Annotated in this window: 16 protein-coding genes and 1 tRNA gene; all 17 read right to left on the reverse strand. The window is 61.5% G+C overall.

Annotated features, from left to right (window positions below):
* Positions 1-18 precede the first annotated feature (18 nt).
* The 17 genes from nuoL to ACEN9F_RS08625 all read right to left on the reverse strand — a co-directional run bounded on the left by nuoL (position 19) and on the right by ACEN9F_RS08625 (position 15045).
* Entirely contained in the window at positions 19-2106 is a 2088-nt protein-coding gene (nuoL, locus tag ACEN9F_RS08545; RefSeq protein ID WP_413419613.1) for an NADH-quinone oxidoreductase subunit L, read from the reverse strand.
* 48 nt (positions 2107-2154) lie between these two features.
* Entirely contained in the window at positions 2155-2463 is a 309-nt protein-coding gene (gene nuoK / locus ACEN9F_RS08550; RefSeq protein ID WP_008450334.1) for an NADH-quinone oxidoreductase subunit NuoK, read from the reverse strand.
* A complete protein-coding gene (locus ACEN9F_RS08555; protein WP_413419614.1) occupies positions 2460-3104 on the reverse strand; it encodes an NADH-quinone oxidoreductase subunit J in 645 nt (214 codons plus the stop codon). Before ACEN9F_RS08555 ends, nuoK begins: the two co-directional genes overlap by 4 nt.
* 73 nt (positions 3105-3177) lie before the next feature.
* A complete protein-coding gene (nuoI, locus tag ACEN9F_RS08560) occupies positions 3178-3666 on the reverse strand; it encodes an NADH-quinone oxidoreductase subunit NuoI (protein ID WP_413419615.1) in 489 nt (162 codons plus the stop codon).
* A 12-nt stretch (positions 3667-3678) separates the two neighbouring features.
* On the reverse strand, positions 3679-4764 hold the full coding sequence (gene nuoH / locus ACEN9F_RS08565) for an NADH-quinone oxidoreductase subunit NuoH (protein ID WP_413419616.1): 1086 nt from the start codon (positions 4762-4764) through the stop codon (positions 3679-3681).
* Complete coding sequence (gene nuoG, locus ACEN9F_RS08570; RefSeq protein WP_413419617.1) at positions 4764-7085, reverse strand: NADH-quinone oxidoreductase subunit NuoG; 2322 nt, start codon at positions 7083-7085, stop codon at positions 4764-4766. Before nuoG ends, nuoH begins: the two co-directional genes overlap by 1 nt.
* 22 nt (positions 7086-7107) lie before the next feature.
* Positions 7108-8403, reverse strand: coding sequence for an NADH-quinone oxidoreductase subunit NuoF (gene nuoF, locus ACEN9F_RS08575; RefSeq protein WP_413419618.1), 1296 nt, complete (start codon positions 8401-8403; stop codon positions 7108-7110).
* On the reverse strand, positions 8400-8879 hold the full coding sequence (gene nuoE, locus ACEN9F_RS08580; protein ID WP_413419619.1) for an NADH-quinone oxidoreductase subunit NuoE: 480 nt from the start codon (positions 8877-8879) through the stop codon (positions 8400-8402). Before nuoE ends, nuoF begins: the two co-directional genes overlap by 4 nt.
* A 10-nt stretch (positions 8880-8889) precedes the next feature.
* Entirely contained in the window at positions 8890-10143 is a 1254-nt protein-coding gene (locus ACEN9F_RS08585) for an NADH-quinone oxidoreductase subunit D (RefSeq protein WP_413419620.1), read from the reverse strand.
* Between the two features lie 3 nt (positions 10144-10146).
* Positions 10147-10737 (reverse strand): NADH-quinone oxidoreductase subunit C, encoded by a 591-nt coding sequence (locus ACEN9F_RS08590; RefSeq protein WP_413419621.1) that lies wholly within the window; start codon positions 10735-10737, stop codon positions 10147-10149.
* Between the two features lie 17 nt (positions 10738-10754).
* Positions 10755-11231, reverse strand: coding sequence for a NuoB/complex I 20 kDa subunit family protein (locus tag ACEN9F_RS08595; protein WP_008450353.1), 477 nt, complete (start codon positions 11229-11231; stop codon positions 10755-10757).
* Positions 11232-11234: 3 nt separating this feature from the next.
* Positions 11235-11594, reverse strand: coding sequence for an NADH-quinone oxidoreductase subunit A (locus tag ACEN9F_RS08600; protein WP_413419622.1), 360 nt, complete (start codon positions 11592-11594; stop codon positions 11235-11237).
* Positions 11595-11768: 174 nt separating this feature from the next.
* Positions 11769-11853, reverse strand: a tRNA-Leu gene (locus ACEN9F_RS08605).
* A 205-nt stretch (positions 11854-12058) separates the two neighbouring features.
* A complete protein-coding gene (gene secG, locus ACEN9F_RS08610; RefSeq protein ID WP_413419623.1) occupies positions 12059-12466 on the reverse strand; it encodes a preprotein translocase subunit SecG in 408 nt (135 codons plus the stop codon).
* Between the two features lie 59 nt (positions 12467-12525).
* Complete coding sequence (gene tpiA / locus ACEN9F_RS08615; protein WP_413419624.1) at positions 12526-13272, reverse strand: triose-phosphate isomerase; 747 nt, start codon at positions 13270-13272, stop codon at positions 12526-12528.
* A gap of 108 nt (positions 13273-13380) precedes the next feature.
* Complete coding sequence (locus tag ACEN9F_RS08620; RefSeq protein WP_413419625.1) at positions 13381-14361, reverse strand: NAD(P)H-quinone oxidoreductase; 981 nt, start codon at positions 14359-14361, stop codon at positions 13381-13383.
* A 75-nt stretch (positions 14362-14436) separates the two neighbouring features.
* A complete protein-coding gene (locus ACEN9F_RS08625) occupies positions 14437-15045 on the reverse strand; it encodes a tetratricopeptide repeat protein (protein WP_413419626.1) in 609 nt (202 codons plus the stop codon).
* Between the last annotated feature and the right edge of the window lie 28 nt (positions 15046-15073).

The raw sequence follows: 15073 nt of genomic DNA on the forward strand, positions 1-15073 counted from the left end.
TCTATGCGTATCAGCTAATTAAGCGTGCCAAAACGGCAGGAAGTAGACCAGGAACCCCAGAATGCCGAGGATCATGACGAACGCGTAGTGGTAGATATAACCAGTCTGCGCCAAGCGGGTCAGCGTCGAGAACCAGCCGACCATTTTGGCGCTGCCGTTCACCAGCAGGCCGTCGATCAGTTTCTTGTCGCCGAAATTCCACAAGCCGTTGCCCAGCAGGCGTGCGCCGCCCGCGAACACTACTTCGTTGAACTTGTCCATGTAGTACTTGTTGTCCAGCAGGGTATGCAGGGCTTTGAACTTGGCAAAGAACCAGGCAGGTACGCGCGGGTTGATCATGTAGCAGTAGAACGCGGTGGCGACACCGGCGATCGCCAGCCACAGCGGCAGCGTCGTCAGCGAGTGCAGCGCCATCGCGCCGGCGCTGTGGAACTCTTCGCCCAGGATTTCCATGGCTTTGTGGTTCTCGCCGATGAAGATCACGTTCTTGAAGAAGTCGCCGTGCAGCATAGGCTTGATCGTGAAGTAGCCGATGAAGACCGAAGGGATGGCCAGCATCACCAGCGGGAACCAGACCACGAATGGCGATTCATGCGGCTTCTGGCCTGGTTCCAGGCCGTGGTGCGCGTGATCGTCTTCCTCGTCGTGGCCGTGGTCGTCGTGACCGTGATCGTCGTGCGCGGCAGCCGCCGGAGCATGATGGTGGTCGTCGTGCGCGTGGGCCTTGCCGAAACGCTCTTCGCCATGGAACACCAGGAAGTACATGCGGAACGAGTAGAACGCGGTCACGAATACGCCAGCCAGCACGGCGAAGTTGGCGAAGCCCGCACCCCAGATATGGGTCTCGTGCACCGCTTCGATGATCGAATCCTTCGAGTAGAAGCCCGAGAAGAACGGGGTGCCGATCAGCGCCAGGGAACCCAGCAGCGAAGTAATCCAGGTGATCGGCATGTACTTGCGCAGGCCGCCCATGTTGCGGATGTCCTGGTCGTGGTGCATGCCGATGATGACCGAACCGGCGCCGAGGAACAGCAGCGCCTTGAAGAAGGCGTGGGTCATCAGGTGGAACACAGCCACCGAGTAGGCCGACGAGCCCAGCGCCACGGTCATGTAGCCCAGCTGCGACAAGGTCGAGTAGGCGACCACGCGCTTGATGTCGTTCTGGATGATGCCCAGGAAGCCCATGAACAGCGCGGTGATCGAGCCGATCACCAGGATGAACGACAGCGCGGTGTCCGACAGTTCGAACAGCGGCGACATGCGGGTCACCATGAAGATACCGGCGGTAACCATGGTCGCGGCGTGGATCAGTGCCGAGATCGGGGTTGGGCCTTCCATCGAGTCAGGCAGCCAGACGTGCAGCGGGAACTGCGCCGACTTGCCCATCGCGCCGATGAACAGGCAGATGCAGGCCACGGTCAGCAGCGCCCAGTCGGTACCCGGCAGGGTCAGCGTCATCAGCTGTTCCTTCTTGGCGAAGACTTCCTGGTAGTCCATCGAACCGGTATAGGCCAGCAGCAGGCCGATACCCAGGATGAAGCCGAAGTCGCCGACGCGGTTGACCAGGAACGCCTTCATGTTGGCCACGATCGCCGTTGGGCGGGTGTACCAGAAGCCGATCAGCAGGTACGACACCAGGCCCACCGCTTCCCAGCCGAAGAACAGCTGCAGGAAGTTGTTGGCCATGACCAGCATCAGCATCGAGAAGGTGAACAGCGAGATGTAGGCGAAGAAGCGGTTGTAGCCTTCGTCCTCGGCCATGTAGCCGATGGTGTAGACGTGCACCATCAGCGACACGAAGGTCACCACGCACATCATCATCGCCGACAGCGAATCGATCTGGAAGCCGACTTCCAGCTTCATGCCGGCCACGGTCATCCAGTTGTAGACGGTGCCGTTGTACGTAGCGCCGTTCAGCACATCGTTCAGCGTCAGCGCCGACAGGATGAAGGCAACCAGCACGCCCAGGATGGTCGCCGCGGTCGAGATCTTGCGACCGACGACGTTGCCAAAGAATTTAGTTCCCAACAAGCCCGCTACCGCGGCGCCGGCCAGCGGCGCCAAGGGTACGGCTAGCAGGAGATTAGGGTTAAGAGTAACCGCCATGATGAACCTTAATCGTTATTTTTCGAGGTTAGAACTTTAGCCACGGGATCAACCCTTCAGGCTATCCAGGTCTTCTACATTGATGGTGTCCAGGTTACGGAACATCACCACCAGAATCGCGAGGCCGATTGCCGATTCAGCAGCCGCCACGGTCAAGATGAAGAAAACGAAGATCTGCCCGGCCGCGTCGCCCAGGTAATGCGAAAACGCGATGAAGTTCATGTTCACAGCCAGCAGCATCAGTTCGATGGCCATCAGCAGGACAATGATGTTCTTGCGATTCAGGAAAATACCGACGATCGAGATCGCGAACAGTATCGCGCCGAGAACGAGGTAGTGAGCGAGCGATAAAGTCATGGTGCCTCCTTAACTTCTGCCGAACCAGCAGCAGCGGCGTCCTGGCCGCGCGTGGTGACCGGATCGATCTTGATGATCTTCAGGCGGTCGTTGCGCTTGACGCGCACGGCGTCGGCTGGGTCGAAATGTTTGGTGTCCTTGCGCTTGCGCAGGGTCAGCGCCACGGCGGCGATGATCGCGACCAGCAGGATCGCCGCGGCGATCTCGAAGCCGTAGATGTATTTGGTGTAGATCAGCAGGCCCAGTTCCTTGGTGCCGCCGATGTTGCCGGCGTTGACCGCCTGCTGGTCGAACGACAGGAAGGAGCGCCACAGCACGGCGGCCATTTCCAGCACGATGACCGCGCCGACGAACGACGCGACCGGCAGGTAGCCCCAGAAGTTTTCCCGCATCTTGTCGGTGTCGATGTCCAGCATCATCACCACGAACAGGAACAGCACCATGACGGCGCCGACGTAGACCAGGACCAGCACGATGGCGAGGAACTCGGCCTCCAGCAGCATCCAGATGCCGGCCGCCGAGAAGAACGCCAGCACCAGGAACAGTGCGGCGTGGACCGGATTGCGGGCCGTGATAACGCGCGTCGCAGCCAATATCATGATGGCTGAGAAGGCGTAGAACAAAGCAGTTTTAAATTCCATAACTAACCCAAGAGACGTACAGTTTAGTGATCCCTGCCCCGCGCCTTACGGCGTTTTGCGGGGCAGGCTTCGATCAGCGGTAAGGAGCGTCCGCTGCGCGGGCTGCGGCGATCTCGTTTTCATAGCGATCGCCTACGGCCAGCAGCATCTCTTTCGTGTAGTACAGATCGCCGCGTTTCTCGCCGTGGTATTCCAGCACGTGCGTCTCGACGATCGAATCGACCGGGCAGGACTCTTCGCAGAAACCGCAGAAGATGCACTTGGTCAGATCGATGTCATAACGCGTGGTGCGGCGCGAACCGTCGTCGCGCTGCTCGGATTCGATGGTGATCGCCATCGCCGGGCAAACCGCTTCGCACAGTTTGCAGGCGATGCAGCGCTCTTCGCCATTCGGATAGCGGCGCAGCGCGTGCAGGCCACGGAAGCGCGGCGACATCGGCGTCTTCTCTTCCGGGTACTGCACGGTGATTTTGCGCGAGAACATATACTTGCCCGTCAGCGCCATCCCTTTGATCAATTCGGTCAGCATGAAGCTGCTGACGAAGTCTTTTAAACGTTCCATGATTTCTTGTCCTTACTTCCAGATATTCCAGGATGTCTGCATCCAGCCGGCCACGAACACCAGGTACACCAGCGTCAGAGGGATAAATACTTTCCAGCCCAGACGCATGATCTGGTCGTAACGGTAGCGTGGGAAAGTACCGCGCACCCAGATGAAGACGGAGACCAGGAAGAACGCTTTCACGAACAACCAGAAGAAGCCGCCGAAACCGCCCCAGAATTCGAGGAAGGCAAACGGTGCGGACCAGCCGCCCAGGAACATGATCGAGCCCAGGGTCGCGATCAGGATCATGTTGGCGTATTCGGCCAGCATGAACATGGCGTAGGCCATGCCCGAGTACTCGACCATGTGGCCGGCAACGATCTCGGACTCGCCCTCGACCACGTCGAACGGGTGACGGTTCGCTTCAGCCAAGCCGGAGGTCAGGTAGACCACGAACAGCGGCAGCAGCGGCAGCCAGTTCCACGACAGGATGTTGACGCCGTGGTCGGCGAACATGCCCTTCTGCTGACCCAGCACGATGTCGCCGAAGTTCAGCGAACCGGAGACCATCAGCACCACGACCAGCACGAAGCCCATCGGGATTTCGTAGGAAATCATCTGTGCCGAGGCGCGCATCGCGCCCATGAACGAGTACTTCGAGTTCGAGGCCCAGCCGGCGATGATGATGCCGTAGACTTCCATCGAGGTGATCGCCATCAGCAGCAGCAGGCCGGCGTTGACGTTGGCCAGCACCGCCTCGGGGCCGAAAGGCACGACCGACCATGCGGCCAGCGCCGGCATGATGGTCATGATCGGACCGATCACGAACAGGCCGGGGTTGGCCTTGGCCGGCATGATGATCTCTTTGAACAGCAGCTTGAGCGCATCGGCGATCGGCTGCAGCAGGCCCATGGGACCGACGCGGTTCGGGCCGACGCGGATCTGGATCCAGCCGATGAACTTGCGTTCCCACAGCGTCAGATAGGCGACCAGGCCCATCAGCGGCAGCAGCACGACGACGATCTTGATCATCGCCCAGACGATAGGCCAGACAGGCGCCAGCGGGCTGGTTGCGCCCAGGTTGTTGAGCGTAGTGACGAATTCAGGCAGAGCCATTATTTACCCTCCCCTGCTTTTTCAACGGTGATGGAACCGAACATGCCGCCCAGTGCGGCGGTCGACGCGTGAGCGGCGGCGACGCGGACTGCGTTGGCCGGCAGCTTGGCGTCGACAGCGGCGACCAGGATCGCGCTGCCGGAACCTTGCGTTACCTTGACCTTGTCGCCGGCGGCGACACCCAGCTGCTGCGCCAGCGCGGTCGACAGGTGCGCTTGAGGCGCAGCCGCATCAGCCATCTTCTGCAGCGACTCGGCGCGGCGCACCACTGCGTCGGCGAAGTAGATAGGCACATCTGCAATACGTTCCGTACCGGTGGAAGCAGCGGAGGCTGCGACAACAGCTTGTTTCGTTACGTTGTTCAGTTTTGCCGACAGGTCGGTCACGCCGGCGCCCAGCACTTCGTCGCGGATCGCTTCCGAGGTGTCGTACTCAAAGCCGGTCAGGCCCAGGATGTTGCCCAGCACGCGCAGGATTTTCCACGCAGGGCGGGTTTCCAGCAGCGGCTTGACGGTGCCGTTGAAGCTTTGCGCGCGGCCTTCGCAGTTGACGAAGGTGCCCGAGGTTTCGCTGAATGGCGATACCGGCAGCAGCACGTCGGCGTAGTCCAGGCCATGCTTGTAGGCCGACATCACGACCACCATCTCGGCTTTTTTCAGCGCGGCGACGGCGGCTTGCGGGTTGTGCGCGTCCAACTCAGGCTCGACGTTCAGCAGCACGTAGGCCGACTTGGCTTCGGTGAAGGCCGGGGCCTTGGCGCCGTTGGCGTTGACCAGGTAGGCGCCGACGGTGTTGGCGGCTTCGGTCAGGTAGCCCAGCTTGGCGCCGGTTTGTTCGGCGATCCATTGTGCGGCGGCGTGCAGCGCGGCGGCTTGCGGGTGCTGCGTTGCCGCGTTACCCAGGAAGACACCCTTGTTCTCGCCGGAGATCAGCGAGGCGGCGATCGCGGTGGCGGCGTCGGAGGCGATGACGCCTTCGAAGCCCGCAGGCGCGGCGACTTCCTTGGCTTTGGCGACGGCGACGACTACTTGCGACAGCGCCGACAGCCATTCCGAAGGAGCGACGATCAGCTTGTTCGCCACGTTCATCAGCAGGTCGTCGTCGGTCGCGTGCAGGATCGACAGCTTGGCGCCGCCCTTCACCGCGGTACGCAGACGGGTCGCCAGCAGCGGGTGATCCTTGCGCAGGAACGAGCCGATGACGAAGGCGCGGTTCAGCTGGCCGAACTCGGTGATCGACATGCCCAGCCAAGGGGTCACGTCGGCCAGCGAGAAGTCGCTGTGGCGCAGGCGCGTGTCAACGCTGTCCGAGCCCATGGCGCGGGTCAGCTTTTGCAGCAGGTGCAGTTCTTCCAGCGTCGAATGCGGCGTGGCCAGCGCGGCCAGCGCGTTGGCGCCGTGTTCGTGCTTAATGTTCTTCAGGCCGTGCGCCACGTATTCCAGCGCGGTCTGCCAGTCGACTTCCTTCCACTCGCCGCCCTGCTTCAGCATCGGCTGGGTCAGGCGATCGGCGGCGTCCAGGCCTTCGTAGGCGAAGCGGTCCTTGTCGGAAATCCAGCACTCGTTGACCGCGTCGTTTTCCAGCGGCAGCACGCGCTTGACCTTGCCGGCCTTGACCTGAACGATCAGGTTGGCACCCAGGCCGTCGTGCGGCGAGACCGATTTGCGGCGCGACAGTTCCCACGAACGGGCGCTGTAGCGGAACGGCTTCGACGTCAGCGCGCCGACCGGGCACAGATCGATCATGTTACCGGACATTTCCGAGTTGACGGTCTGGCCGACGAACGCGGTGATTTCCGAGTGTTCGCCGCGGCCGATCATGCCCAGCTCCATCACGCCGGCCACTTCCTGGCCGAAACGCACGCAGCGGGTGCACTGGATGCAGCGCGCCATCTCCTGCATGGAGACCAGCGGGCCGGCGTCCTTCGGCACGACGACGCGCTTGTCTTCCTCGTAGCGCGATTCGCCCTTGCCGTAGCCGACCGCCAAGTCTTGCAACTGGCACTCGCCGCCCTGGTCGCAGATCGGGCAATCCAGCGGGTGGTTAATCAGCAGGAATTCCATCACGGACTTCTGTGCCTGTACGGCCTTGTCCGAAGCGGAGCGCACAATCATGCCTGCCGAGACCGGCGTTGCGCATGCTGGCAAAGGCTTGGGCGCCTTTTCCACTTCGACGAGGCACATACGGCAGTTCGCGGCGATCGACAATTTCTTGTGATAGCAGAAGTGCGGAATGTAGGTTCCCAATTTGTTGGCGGCGTCCATCACCATGCTACCAGCAGGGACTTCGACTTTTTTGCCGTCTATTTCGATTTCAACCATGGTGATCGTTACCTGACGCAGCTTAGATGTAAGCGGGCACTAAGCAATGCTTGTGCTCGACGTGATATTCAAATTCTTCGCGGAATTGCTTGATGAACGCGCGCATCGGCATCGCCGCGGCATCGCCCAGCGCGCAAATCGTGCGGCCCTGGATGTTGTCGCAGATCGAGTTCAGCACGTCCAGGTCCGACGGACGTCCCTGGCCGTTTTCGATGCGGTGGATCATGCGGTACATCCAGCCCGTGCCTTCGCGGCATGGGGTGCACTGGCCGCACGATTCTTCGAAGTAGAAGTAGGCCAGGCGCTCCATTGCCTTGACCATGCAACGCGTTTCATCCATGACGATGACGGCGCCCGAACCGAGCATCGAGCCAGCCTTGGCGATCGAGTCGTAGTCCAGGTCGGTGTTCATCATCAGTTCGCCGCGGATCACCGGAGCGGACGAGCCGCCAGGGATCACGGCCTTGATCTTTTTGCCGCCGCGCATGCCGCCCGCCAGTTCCAGCAGCTTGGCGAACGGGGTGCCCAGCGGTACCTCGTAGTTGCCCGGCATTTCGACGTCGCCCGAGATCGAGAAGATCTTCGAACCGCCGTTGTTCGGACGCCCCATCGCCAGGTACTTCTCGGGGCCCATGTTCAGGATGAACGGGACGGCCGCGAAGGTCTCGGTGTTGTTGATGGTGGTCGGCTTGCCGTACAGGCCGAACGAGGCAGGGAAAGGCGGCTTGAAGCGCGGCTGGCCCTTCTTGCCCTCCAGCGATTCCAGCAGCGCGGTTTCCTCGCCGCAGATGTAGGCGCCGTAGCCGTGGTGCGCGTGCAGCTGGAAGCTGAACTCGCTGCCCATGATCTTGTCGCCCAGGAAGCCGGCGGCGCGCGCCTCTTCCAGCGCATCTTCAAACTGCGTGTAGACGTCGAAGATCTCGCCGTGGATGTAGTTGTAGCCGACCGTGATGCCCATGGCGTAAGCGCCGATGGCCATGCCTTCGATCAATGCATGCGGGTTGAAGCGCATGATGTCGCGGTCCTTGAAAGTGCCCGGCTCGCCCTCATCTGAGTTGCATACCAGGTACTTCTGGCCCGGGAACTGGCGCGGCATGAAGCTCCACTTCAGGCCGGTCGGGAAGCCCGCGCCGCCACGGCCGCGCAGCGACGACGCCTTGAGGTCGGCGATGATCTGTTCCGGGGTGATCTTCTCTTCGAGGATCTTGCGCAGGGCGCTGTAGCCGCCGCGCTTGACGTAATCTTCCAGGTGCCAGTTCTTGCCGTCGAGGCCGGCGAGAATGACTGGGTCGATGTGACGATTGTGGAGTGACGTCATTTCTTCAATTCCTCCACGAGGGCGTCGATTTTATCGTTGGACATGAAGCTGCACATGCGGTGGTTATTCACCAGCATCACCGGCGCGTCGCCGCAGGCGCCCATGCACTCGCCTTCCATCAGCGTGAAGGCGCCGTCTTCCGTGGTGTCACGGTAGTCGATGCCCAGCTTCTGTTTCAGGTGGTGCGCTGCGCGCTCGCCGCCCGACAGGGCGCACGGCAGGTTGGTGCACACGGTGATCTTGTGCTTGCCGACCGGCTTCAGGTTGTACATATTGTAGAACGTGGCGACTTCCTGCACGGCGATCGCCGGCATCTGGATGTAGTCGGCCAGTTCCTGCATGGTTTCCGGCGAGATCCAGCCCAGTTCAACCTGGGCGTGAGCCAGCGAGGCCATCACGGCCGACTGGCGCTGGTCGGCCGGATACTTGGCCAATTCGCGGTCGATTTTTTTATAGCACTGCTCTGATAACAACATACTTTTTCCCTTAGCGGTCGATACTGCCGAACACGATATCTTGCGTACCGATGATCGTCACGGCGTCGGCAATCATGTGTCCACGGGCCATCTCATCCAGCGCCTGCAAGTGCGCGTAGTCCGGCGCGCGCAGCTTCATGCGGTATGGCTTGTTGGCGCCGTCGGACAGCAGGTAGATGCCGAACTCCCCTTTCGGGTGCTCCACCGCGCTGTACGCTTCGCCCGGCGGCACGTGGAAGCCCTCGGTGAACAGCTTGAAGTGGTGAATCAGCGATTCCATGTTGGTCTTCATGTCGACGCGGCCCGGAGGCGCGACCTTGCGGTTGTCCGACATGACCGGACCTGGATTGTTGCGCAGCCACTCGACGCACTGCTTGATGATCTTGTTGGCCTGGCGCAGTTCTTCCACGCGCACCAGGTAGCGGTCGTAGCAGTCGCCGTTGGTGCCGACGGGAACGTCGAAGTCCATCAGGTCGTACACTTCGTACGGCTGGTGCTTGCGCAGGTCCCACTCGATGCCCGAACCGCGCAGCATGGCGCCGGTGAAGCCCATCGCCAGCGCATCTTCCGGCGTGACCACGCCGATGCCGACGGTACGCTGTTTCCAGATACGGTTGTCGGTCAGCAGCGTTTCGTATTCGTCGACATAGGTCGGGAAACGGCGCGTGAAGTCTTCGATGAAGTCCAGCAGCGAGCCCTGGCGGTTCTCGTTCAGGTTGGCGACCGCCTTGGCCGAACGGATGATCGACGGCTTGTGCTGCGGCATCGCGTCCGGCAGGTCGCGGTACACGCCGCCCGGACGGTAGTAGGCCGCGTGCATGCGCGCGCCCGACACCGCTTCGTAGCAGTCGAACAAGTCTTCGCGGTCGCGGAAGCAGTACAGGAACGGGCCCATGGCGCCGACGTCGAGCGCGTGCGCGCCCAGCCACATCAGGTGGTTCAGGATGCGGGTGATCTCGTCGAACATCACGCGGATGTATTGCGCGCGCAGCGGCACTTCGATGCCCAGCAGCTTCTCGATCGCCATCACGTAGGCGTGCTCGTTGCACATCATCGAGACGTAATCGAGACGGTCCATATACGGCACCGACTGCAGGTAGGTCTTCTGCTCCGCCAGCTTCTCGGTACCACGGTGCAGCAGGCCGATGTGCGGGTCGGCGCGCTGGATCACTTCGCCGTCCAGCTCCAGCACCAGGCGCAGCACGCCGTGCGCGGCCGGGTGTTGCGGGCCAAAGTTCAGGGTGTAGTTCTTAATTTCAGCCATTATTTACTTCCCGTAGTTTTCTTCGCGGATCACACGCGGCACGTTTTCACGCGGCTCGATGGTGACCGGCTGGTAGATCACGCGCTTCTGCTCGGGGTCGTAGCGCATTTCGACATAGCCCGATACCGGGAAGTCCTTGCGGAACGGATGGCCGATGAAACCGTAGTCGGTCAGGATGCGGCGCAGGTCGTTGTGGCCTTCGAACAGGATGCCCAGCATGTCGAACGCTTCGCGCTCGTACCAGTTGACGGCGCGCCACAGCGGCACCAGCGACGGCAGCAGCGGCATGTCGTCGTCGGCGCAGAACGCGCGCACGCGCACGCGCCAGTTGTGCTTTACCGACAGCAAATGGACGACCACCGCGAAACGCAGGCCGTCCCAGGCGCCGTCGCCGTAGGTCAGGTAGTCGACGCCGGCCAGGTCGATCAGCTGGTCGAAGCCCAGCGACGGGTCGTCGCGCAGCGTTTGCATCACGCCGTAGTAGTCGGCCGCCTTCACGACCAGCGTGATCTCGCCCAGCGCCACGGTGGTGGAAACGCGATCGCCCAGGGCGGAGCCGAGGGCGTTTTGCAGTTTTTCTAAATGTGTAGTCATATTCTGAAGCGACCCCGTTAGCGTGCGATCGTATTGGTGCGCTTGATCTTGTTCTGCAGCTGCATGATGCCGTACAGCAGAGCCTCGGCCGTCGGCGGACAGCCCGGCACGTAGACGTCGACTGGCACGATGCGGTCGCAACCGCGCACCACGGAGTAGGAGTAGTGATAGTAGCCGCCGCCGTTGGCGCAGGAGCCCATCGAGATGACCCAGCGCGGTTCCGGCATCTGGTCGTAGACCTTGCGCAGCGCGGGCGCCATCTTGTTGCACAGCGTGCCGGCCACGATCATCACGTCGGACTGACGCGGCGACGGACGGAACACCACGCCGAAGCGGTCCATGTCGTAACGGGCTGCGCCCACGTGCATCATTTCGACCGCGCAGCAGGCCAGACCGAACGTCATCGGGAACATCGAACCCGTGCGCGCCCAGTTGATCAGCTTGTCGGCCGAGGTGGTGATGAAACCTTCGTTTAATACGCCTTCAATAGCCATGGCTTATTCCCAATCAAGGGCACCTTTCTTCCAGATATACCAAAAACCGACCACGAATTCGGCGATGAACACCATCATCGTCACGAAACCTTGCCAGCCCAAGTCGCGCATCGCTACGCCCCACGGGAAGAAGAATGCCGTTTCCAGATCGAACAAAATAAAGAGAATTGCGACGAGGTAGTAACGCACGTCGAATTTCATGCGCGCGTCTTCGAACGCTTCGAAGCCGCATTCATACGGGGAGAGTTTAGCCGCATCAGGCTTGTTAGGGCCGAGGATGTGGCCCAGCACCTGGGGAAGGATACCTACGCCGAGACCGACGAGGATGAACAACAGAACGGGGAGATAATTTTCGAGGTTCACGATTGATGAGCTTATATTGAACGGTCGGTTTAAAGGACACACTGCGCTGCTTTGCGGTGCTCTTAACGTTCGTCCCAATCGTAAAACCGCTTAGACCAGGATCGAACGACACATCCTCGTAAAAAAGCCAGCTCAGGTACACATTGAAGTACTCCCTTGCTGGCCTTAAATTTATGGTGCCGACGACGAGACTCGAACTCGTACAGCTTGCGCCACTACCCCCTCAAGATAGCGTGTCTACCAATTTCACCACGTCGGCGTAAGGCCGCTATTCTACTTCGTTTTTACGCGGTTGTTAATCCGTATTGCGCTAAAACAAGAAGAAAAACGATAAATCTTTACATCTTTGAACGCTGACCAGTTTTTCTAGCTTGAAGGGCTAATGTACTGCCAAAACAATCAGCGAACAATGTATCTGTTGCTAAACAGCATGCAATTATTTCACATACTATTTCATTAGTATACTACTTCGGGATCGAGTTTGCTGGAGCGCTCGATGCCGGGGCTGGCGCAGGTGCCGCAGGTGCTGCCGGAGCCGCCGCCGGCGCGTTCGGAATGCCCGCCGAGCCGGTGGCTGGCGCCGGCGCCGTCGGCAGCGCCTTGTCCATTACGCCGCCGCTGACGTTGCTGCCCTGGTGGGCCGAGATGTACGCCAGCGCCAGCGTGGCGCTGAAGAAGATCGCGGCGGCCACGCCGGTCGACTTGGACATGAAGTTCGAGGAGCCGGTCGCACCGAACAGGCTGCCCGAAGCGCCCGAACCGAAGGCCGCGCCCATGTCGGCGCCTTTGCCATGCTGCAGCAATACCAGGCCGATAATGGAGATTGCGGAAATGACCTGCACTACGATAACCAGATTGAACAAGGAGTTCATGTTATTCCATTCAAAAATAAAAGTTTGTATCGTTTTGTTTCTACTTCTTCAATTGCCGATTACGCAGCCTGGATAATCCCGAGGAAATCAGCCGCTTTCAACGCCGCGCCGCCGATCAATCCACCATCGATATCCGCCTGCGCCATCAATTCTTTCGCATTGTCCGGCTTCATGCTGCCGCCGTACAGGATTTGCACGCCGGCCGCGGCCGCTTCATTCTTTTGCGCCAGGCGCGCGCGCAGGAAGCTGTGGGCGTCCTGGGCGATTTGCGGCGTCGCCGTCTTGCCAGTGCCGATGGCCCAGACCGGCTCGTAGGCGACCACGATCTTCGCCACGTCTGCGGCCGGGATCAGGTCCAGCACCGCCTGCAGCTGGCCGCAGATGACCGCTTCGGTCTCCCCTGCTTCGCGCTGCGCCAGCGTCTCGCCCACGCACACCACCGGCGTCAGGCCGGCAGCCAGCGCGGCCACGGTCTTTTGCGCCACCAGTTCGCTGCTTTCCTTGTGATAGGCGCGGCGCTCGGAATGGCCGCACAGCACGTAGCGCGAGGCGAAGTCGACCAGCATGCCGGCCGATACTTCGCCGGTGTAGGCGCCGCTGGCGTGGACCGACAGGTCTTGCCCGCCCCAGGCGACCGCGCTGCCTTGCAGTTCCGCCTGGCATTGAGCCAGGTAGGGAGCCGGCACGCAGACGGCGCAATCGGCGCCGGTCGAGGTCAATCCGGCGACGATGCCCGACAACAATGCCGTGTTCGCGGCGCGGTTGCCGTTCATTTTCCAGTTGCCGATGACGAGTTTGCGACGCATAGTAGCCTAAAATTCAATAACCCGCTATTTTAACGCGAGGCCGGAACCCCGGTCAAACCAGCGGGCCGCCGCGCGGTCCCGAATCCGTCTTAAAAACGACGGTTTATCTTAAATTACTTGCAACATAATCTTGCCGACATGGCTGCTGCTCTCCATCAGCGCATGGGCGGCGGCGGCCTGCTCCAGCGGAAACACCGTATGGATCACCGGATTGATTTTTTTCGCCGCCATGATCGGCCACACCTTGTCCAGCAGTTTTTTGGCGATCGCGCCCTTGAACTCGACCGAGCGCGGGCGCAGGGTCGAGCCGGTGATGGTCAGCCGGCGGCGCAGCACCTGGCCCAGGTCCACCGTCGACTTGCCGCCGCCCAGGGTGGCGATGATGGCGATGCGGCCGTCGTCGGCCAGGCAGGCGATTTCGCGCGGCAGGTAGTCGCCGCCCACCATGTCGAGGATGACGTCGACGCCGCGGTCGTTGGTCAGCGACTTGGCGACCACGGCGAAATCCTCGGTCTTGTAGTTGATGCCGCGCTCGGCGCCCAGCTTCATGCAGGCGGCGACCTTGTCGTCGCTGCCGGCGGTGGCGAACACGCGGTGGCCCATGGCGGTGGCCAGCTGGATCGCCGCCACGCCGATGCCCGAGCTGCCGCCCTGCACCAGCAGGGTCTCGCCGGCGCTCAGGTGGGCGCGGTCGAAGACGTTGCTCCAGACGGTGAAGTAGTTCTCGGGAATCGAGGCCGCCTCCAGCATCGACCAGCCCTTGGGGATGGGCAGCACTTGCTGGACCGGGGCCACGACATATTCGGCATAGCCGCCGCCCTGCACCAGCGCGCACACGTGGTCGCCGATATCGAGGGTCGTATAGTCGAGGTCGCCGTCGACGATTTCGCCGGCCACTTCCAGGCCGGGAATGTCGGAGGCGCCGGGAGGCGGCGCATAGTTGCCCATGCGCTGGAACACGTCGGGGCGGTTGATGCCGGCCGCGTGCACCTTGATCAGCACTTCGCCCGCCTTGACGACGGGCATCGGGCGTTCGCACAGTTTCAGGACATCGGCGGGGCCGGGATGGGTGATTTCGATCGCGCGCATGGCTCGCCCTTTGCAAATAAAGGGCGATTGTACGTCAGAGCGTGGCGGCGCGCAGGGCGCCGCCACGGTTGCCGGTCAGCCGCCGCCGGTGCGGCTTTGCCTCGGCAACGGCGTACCCGGTTTCCAGGCCGCCGACAAGGCCTGCCCTTCCTCGATCTGCTCGTGCGTCATGCTCTTGATCACGGCCGCGCGCTGCTCGGCCGCGTTGGCCGAACCGTTGGCCGCAGCCAGGTTCCACAGCATGTAGGCGATCACATTGTCCTGCGGCATGCCGCCGATGTGGTAGCGGTACATCAGCCCCATCACCTGCTGCGCGTCCGGATGGCCCTGCTCGGCCGCCAGGCGGAACCAGGTGACGGCCTGCTTGTGATCCTGGATCACCGCATTGCCGGTGTAATACATGGCGCCGACCACGTACTGCGCGTCGGCCTTGCCCTGCAGCGCGGCCTTGCGGTGCCACTGCAGCGCGGTCTTGTAGTCCTGCGGCACGCCGCGGCCCATGTAATACATCAAGCCCAGCAAATGCTGGGCATCCGGGTTGCCGGCTTGCGCCAGCGGTCGTATCTCTTTTAGCGCCACCGCATAGTTCTTGCTGTTGTATGCGGTCGCCCCTTCGGCGAATCCTGCCATCGCGGCCTGTTGCCAGGCCAGCGCGATGACGATCGCTAGTATGAATTTTTTCATATCGCGTTATAAGTGGGTGTGTTTGGTT

This window comes from Duganella sp. CT11-25 (genome assembly GCF_047302815.1).
Lineage (GTDB): Bacteria > Pseudomonadota > Gammaproteobacteria > Burkholderiales > Burkholderiaceae_D > Rugamonas.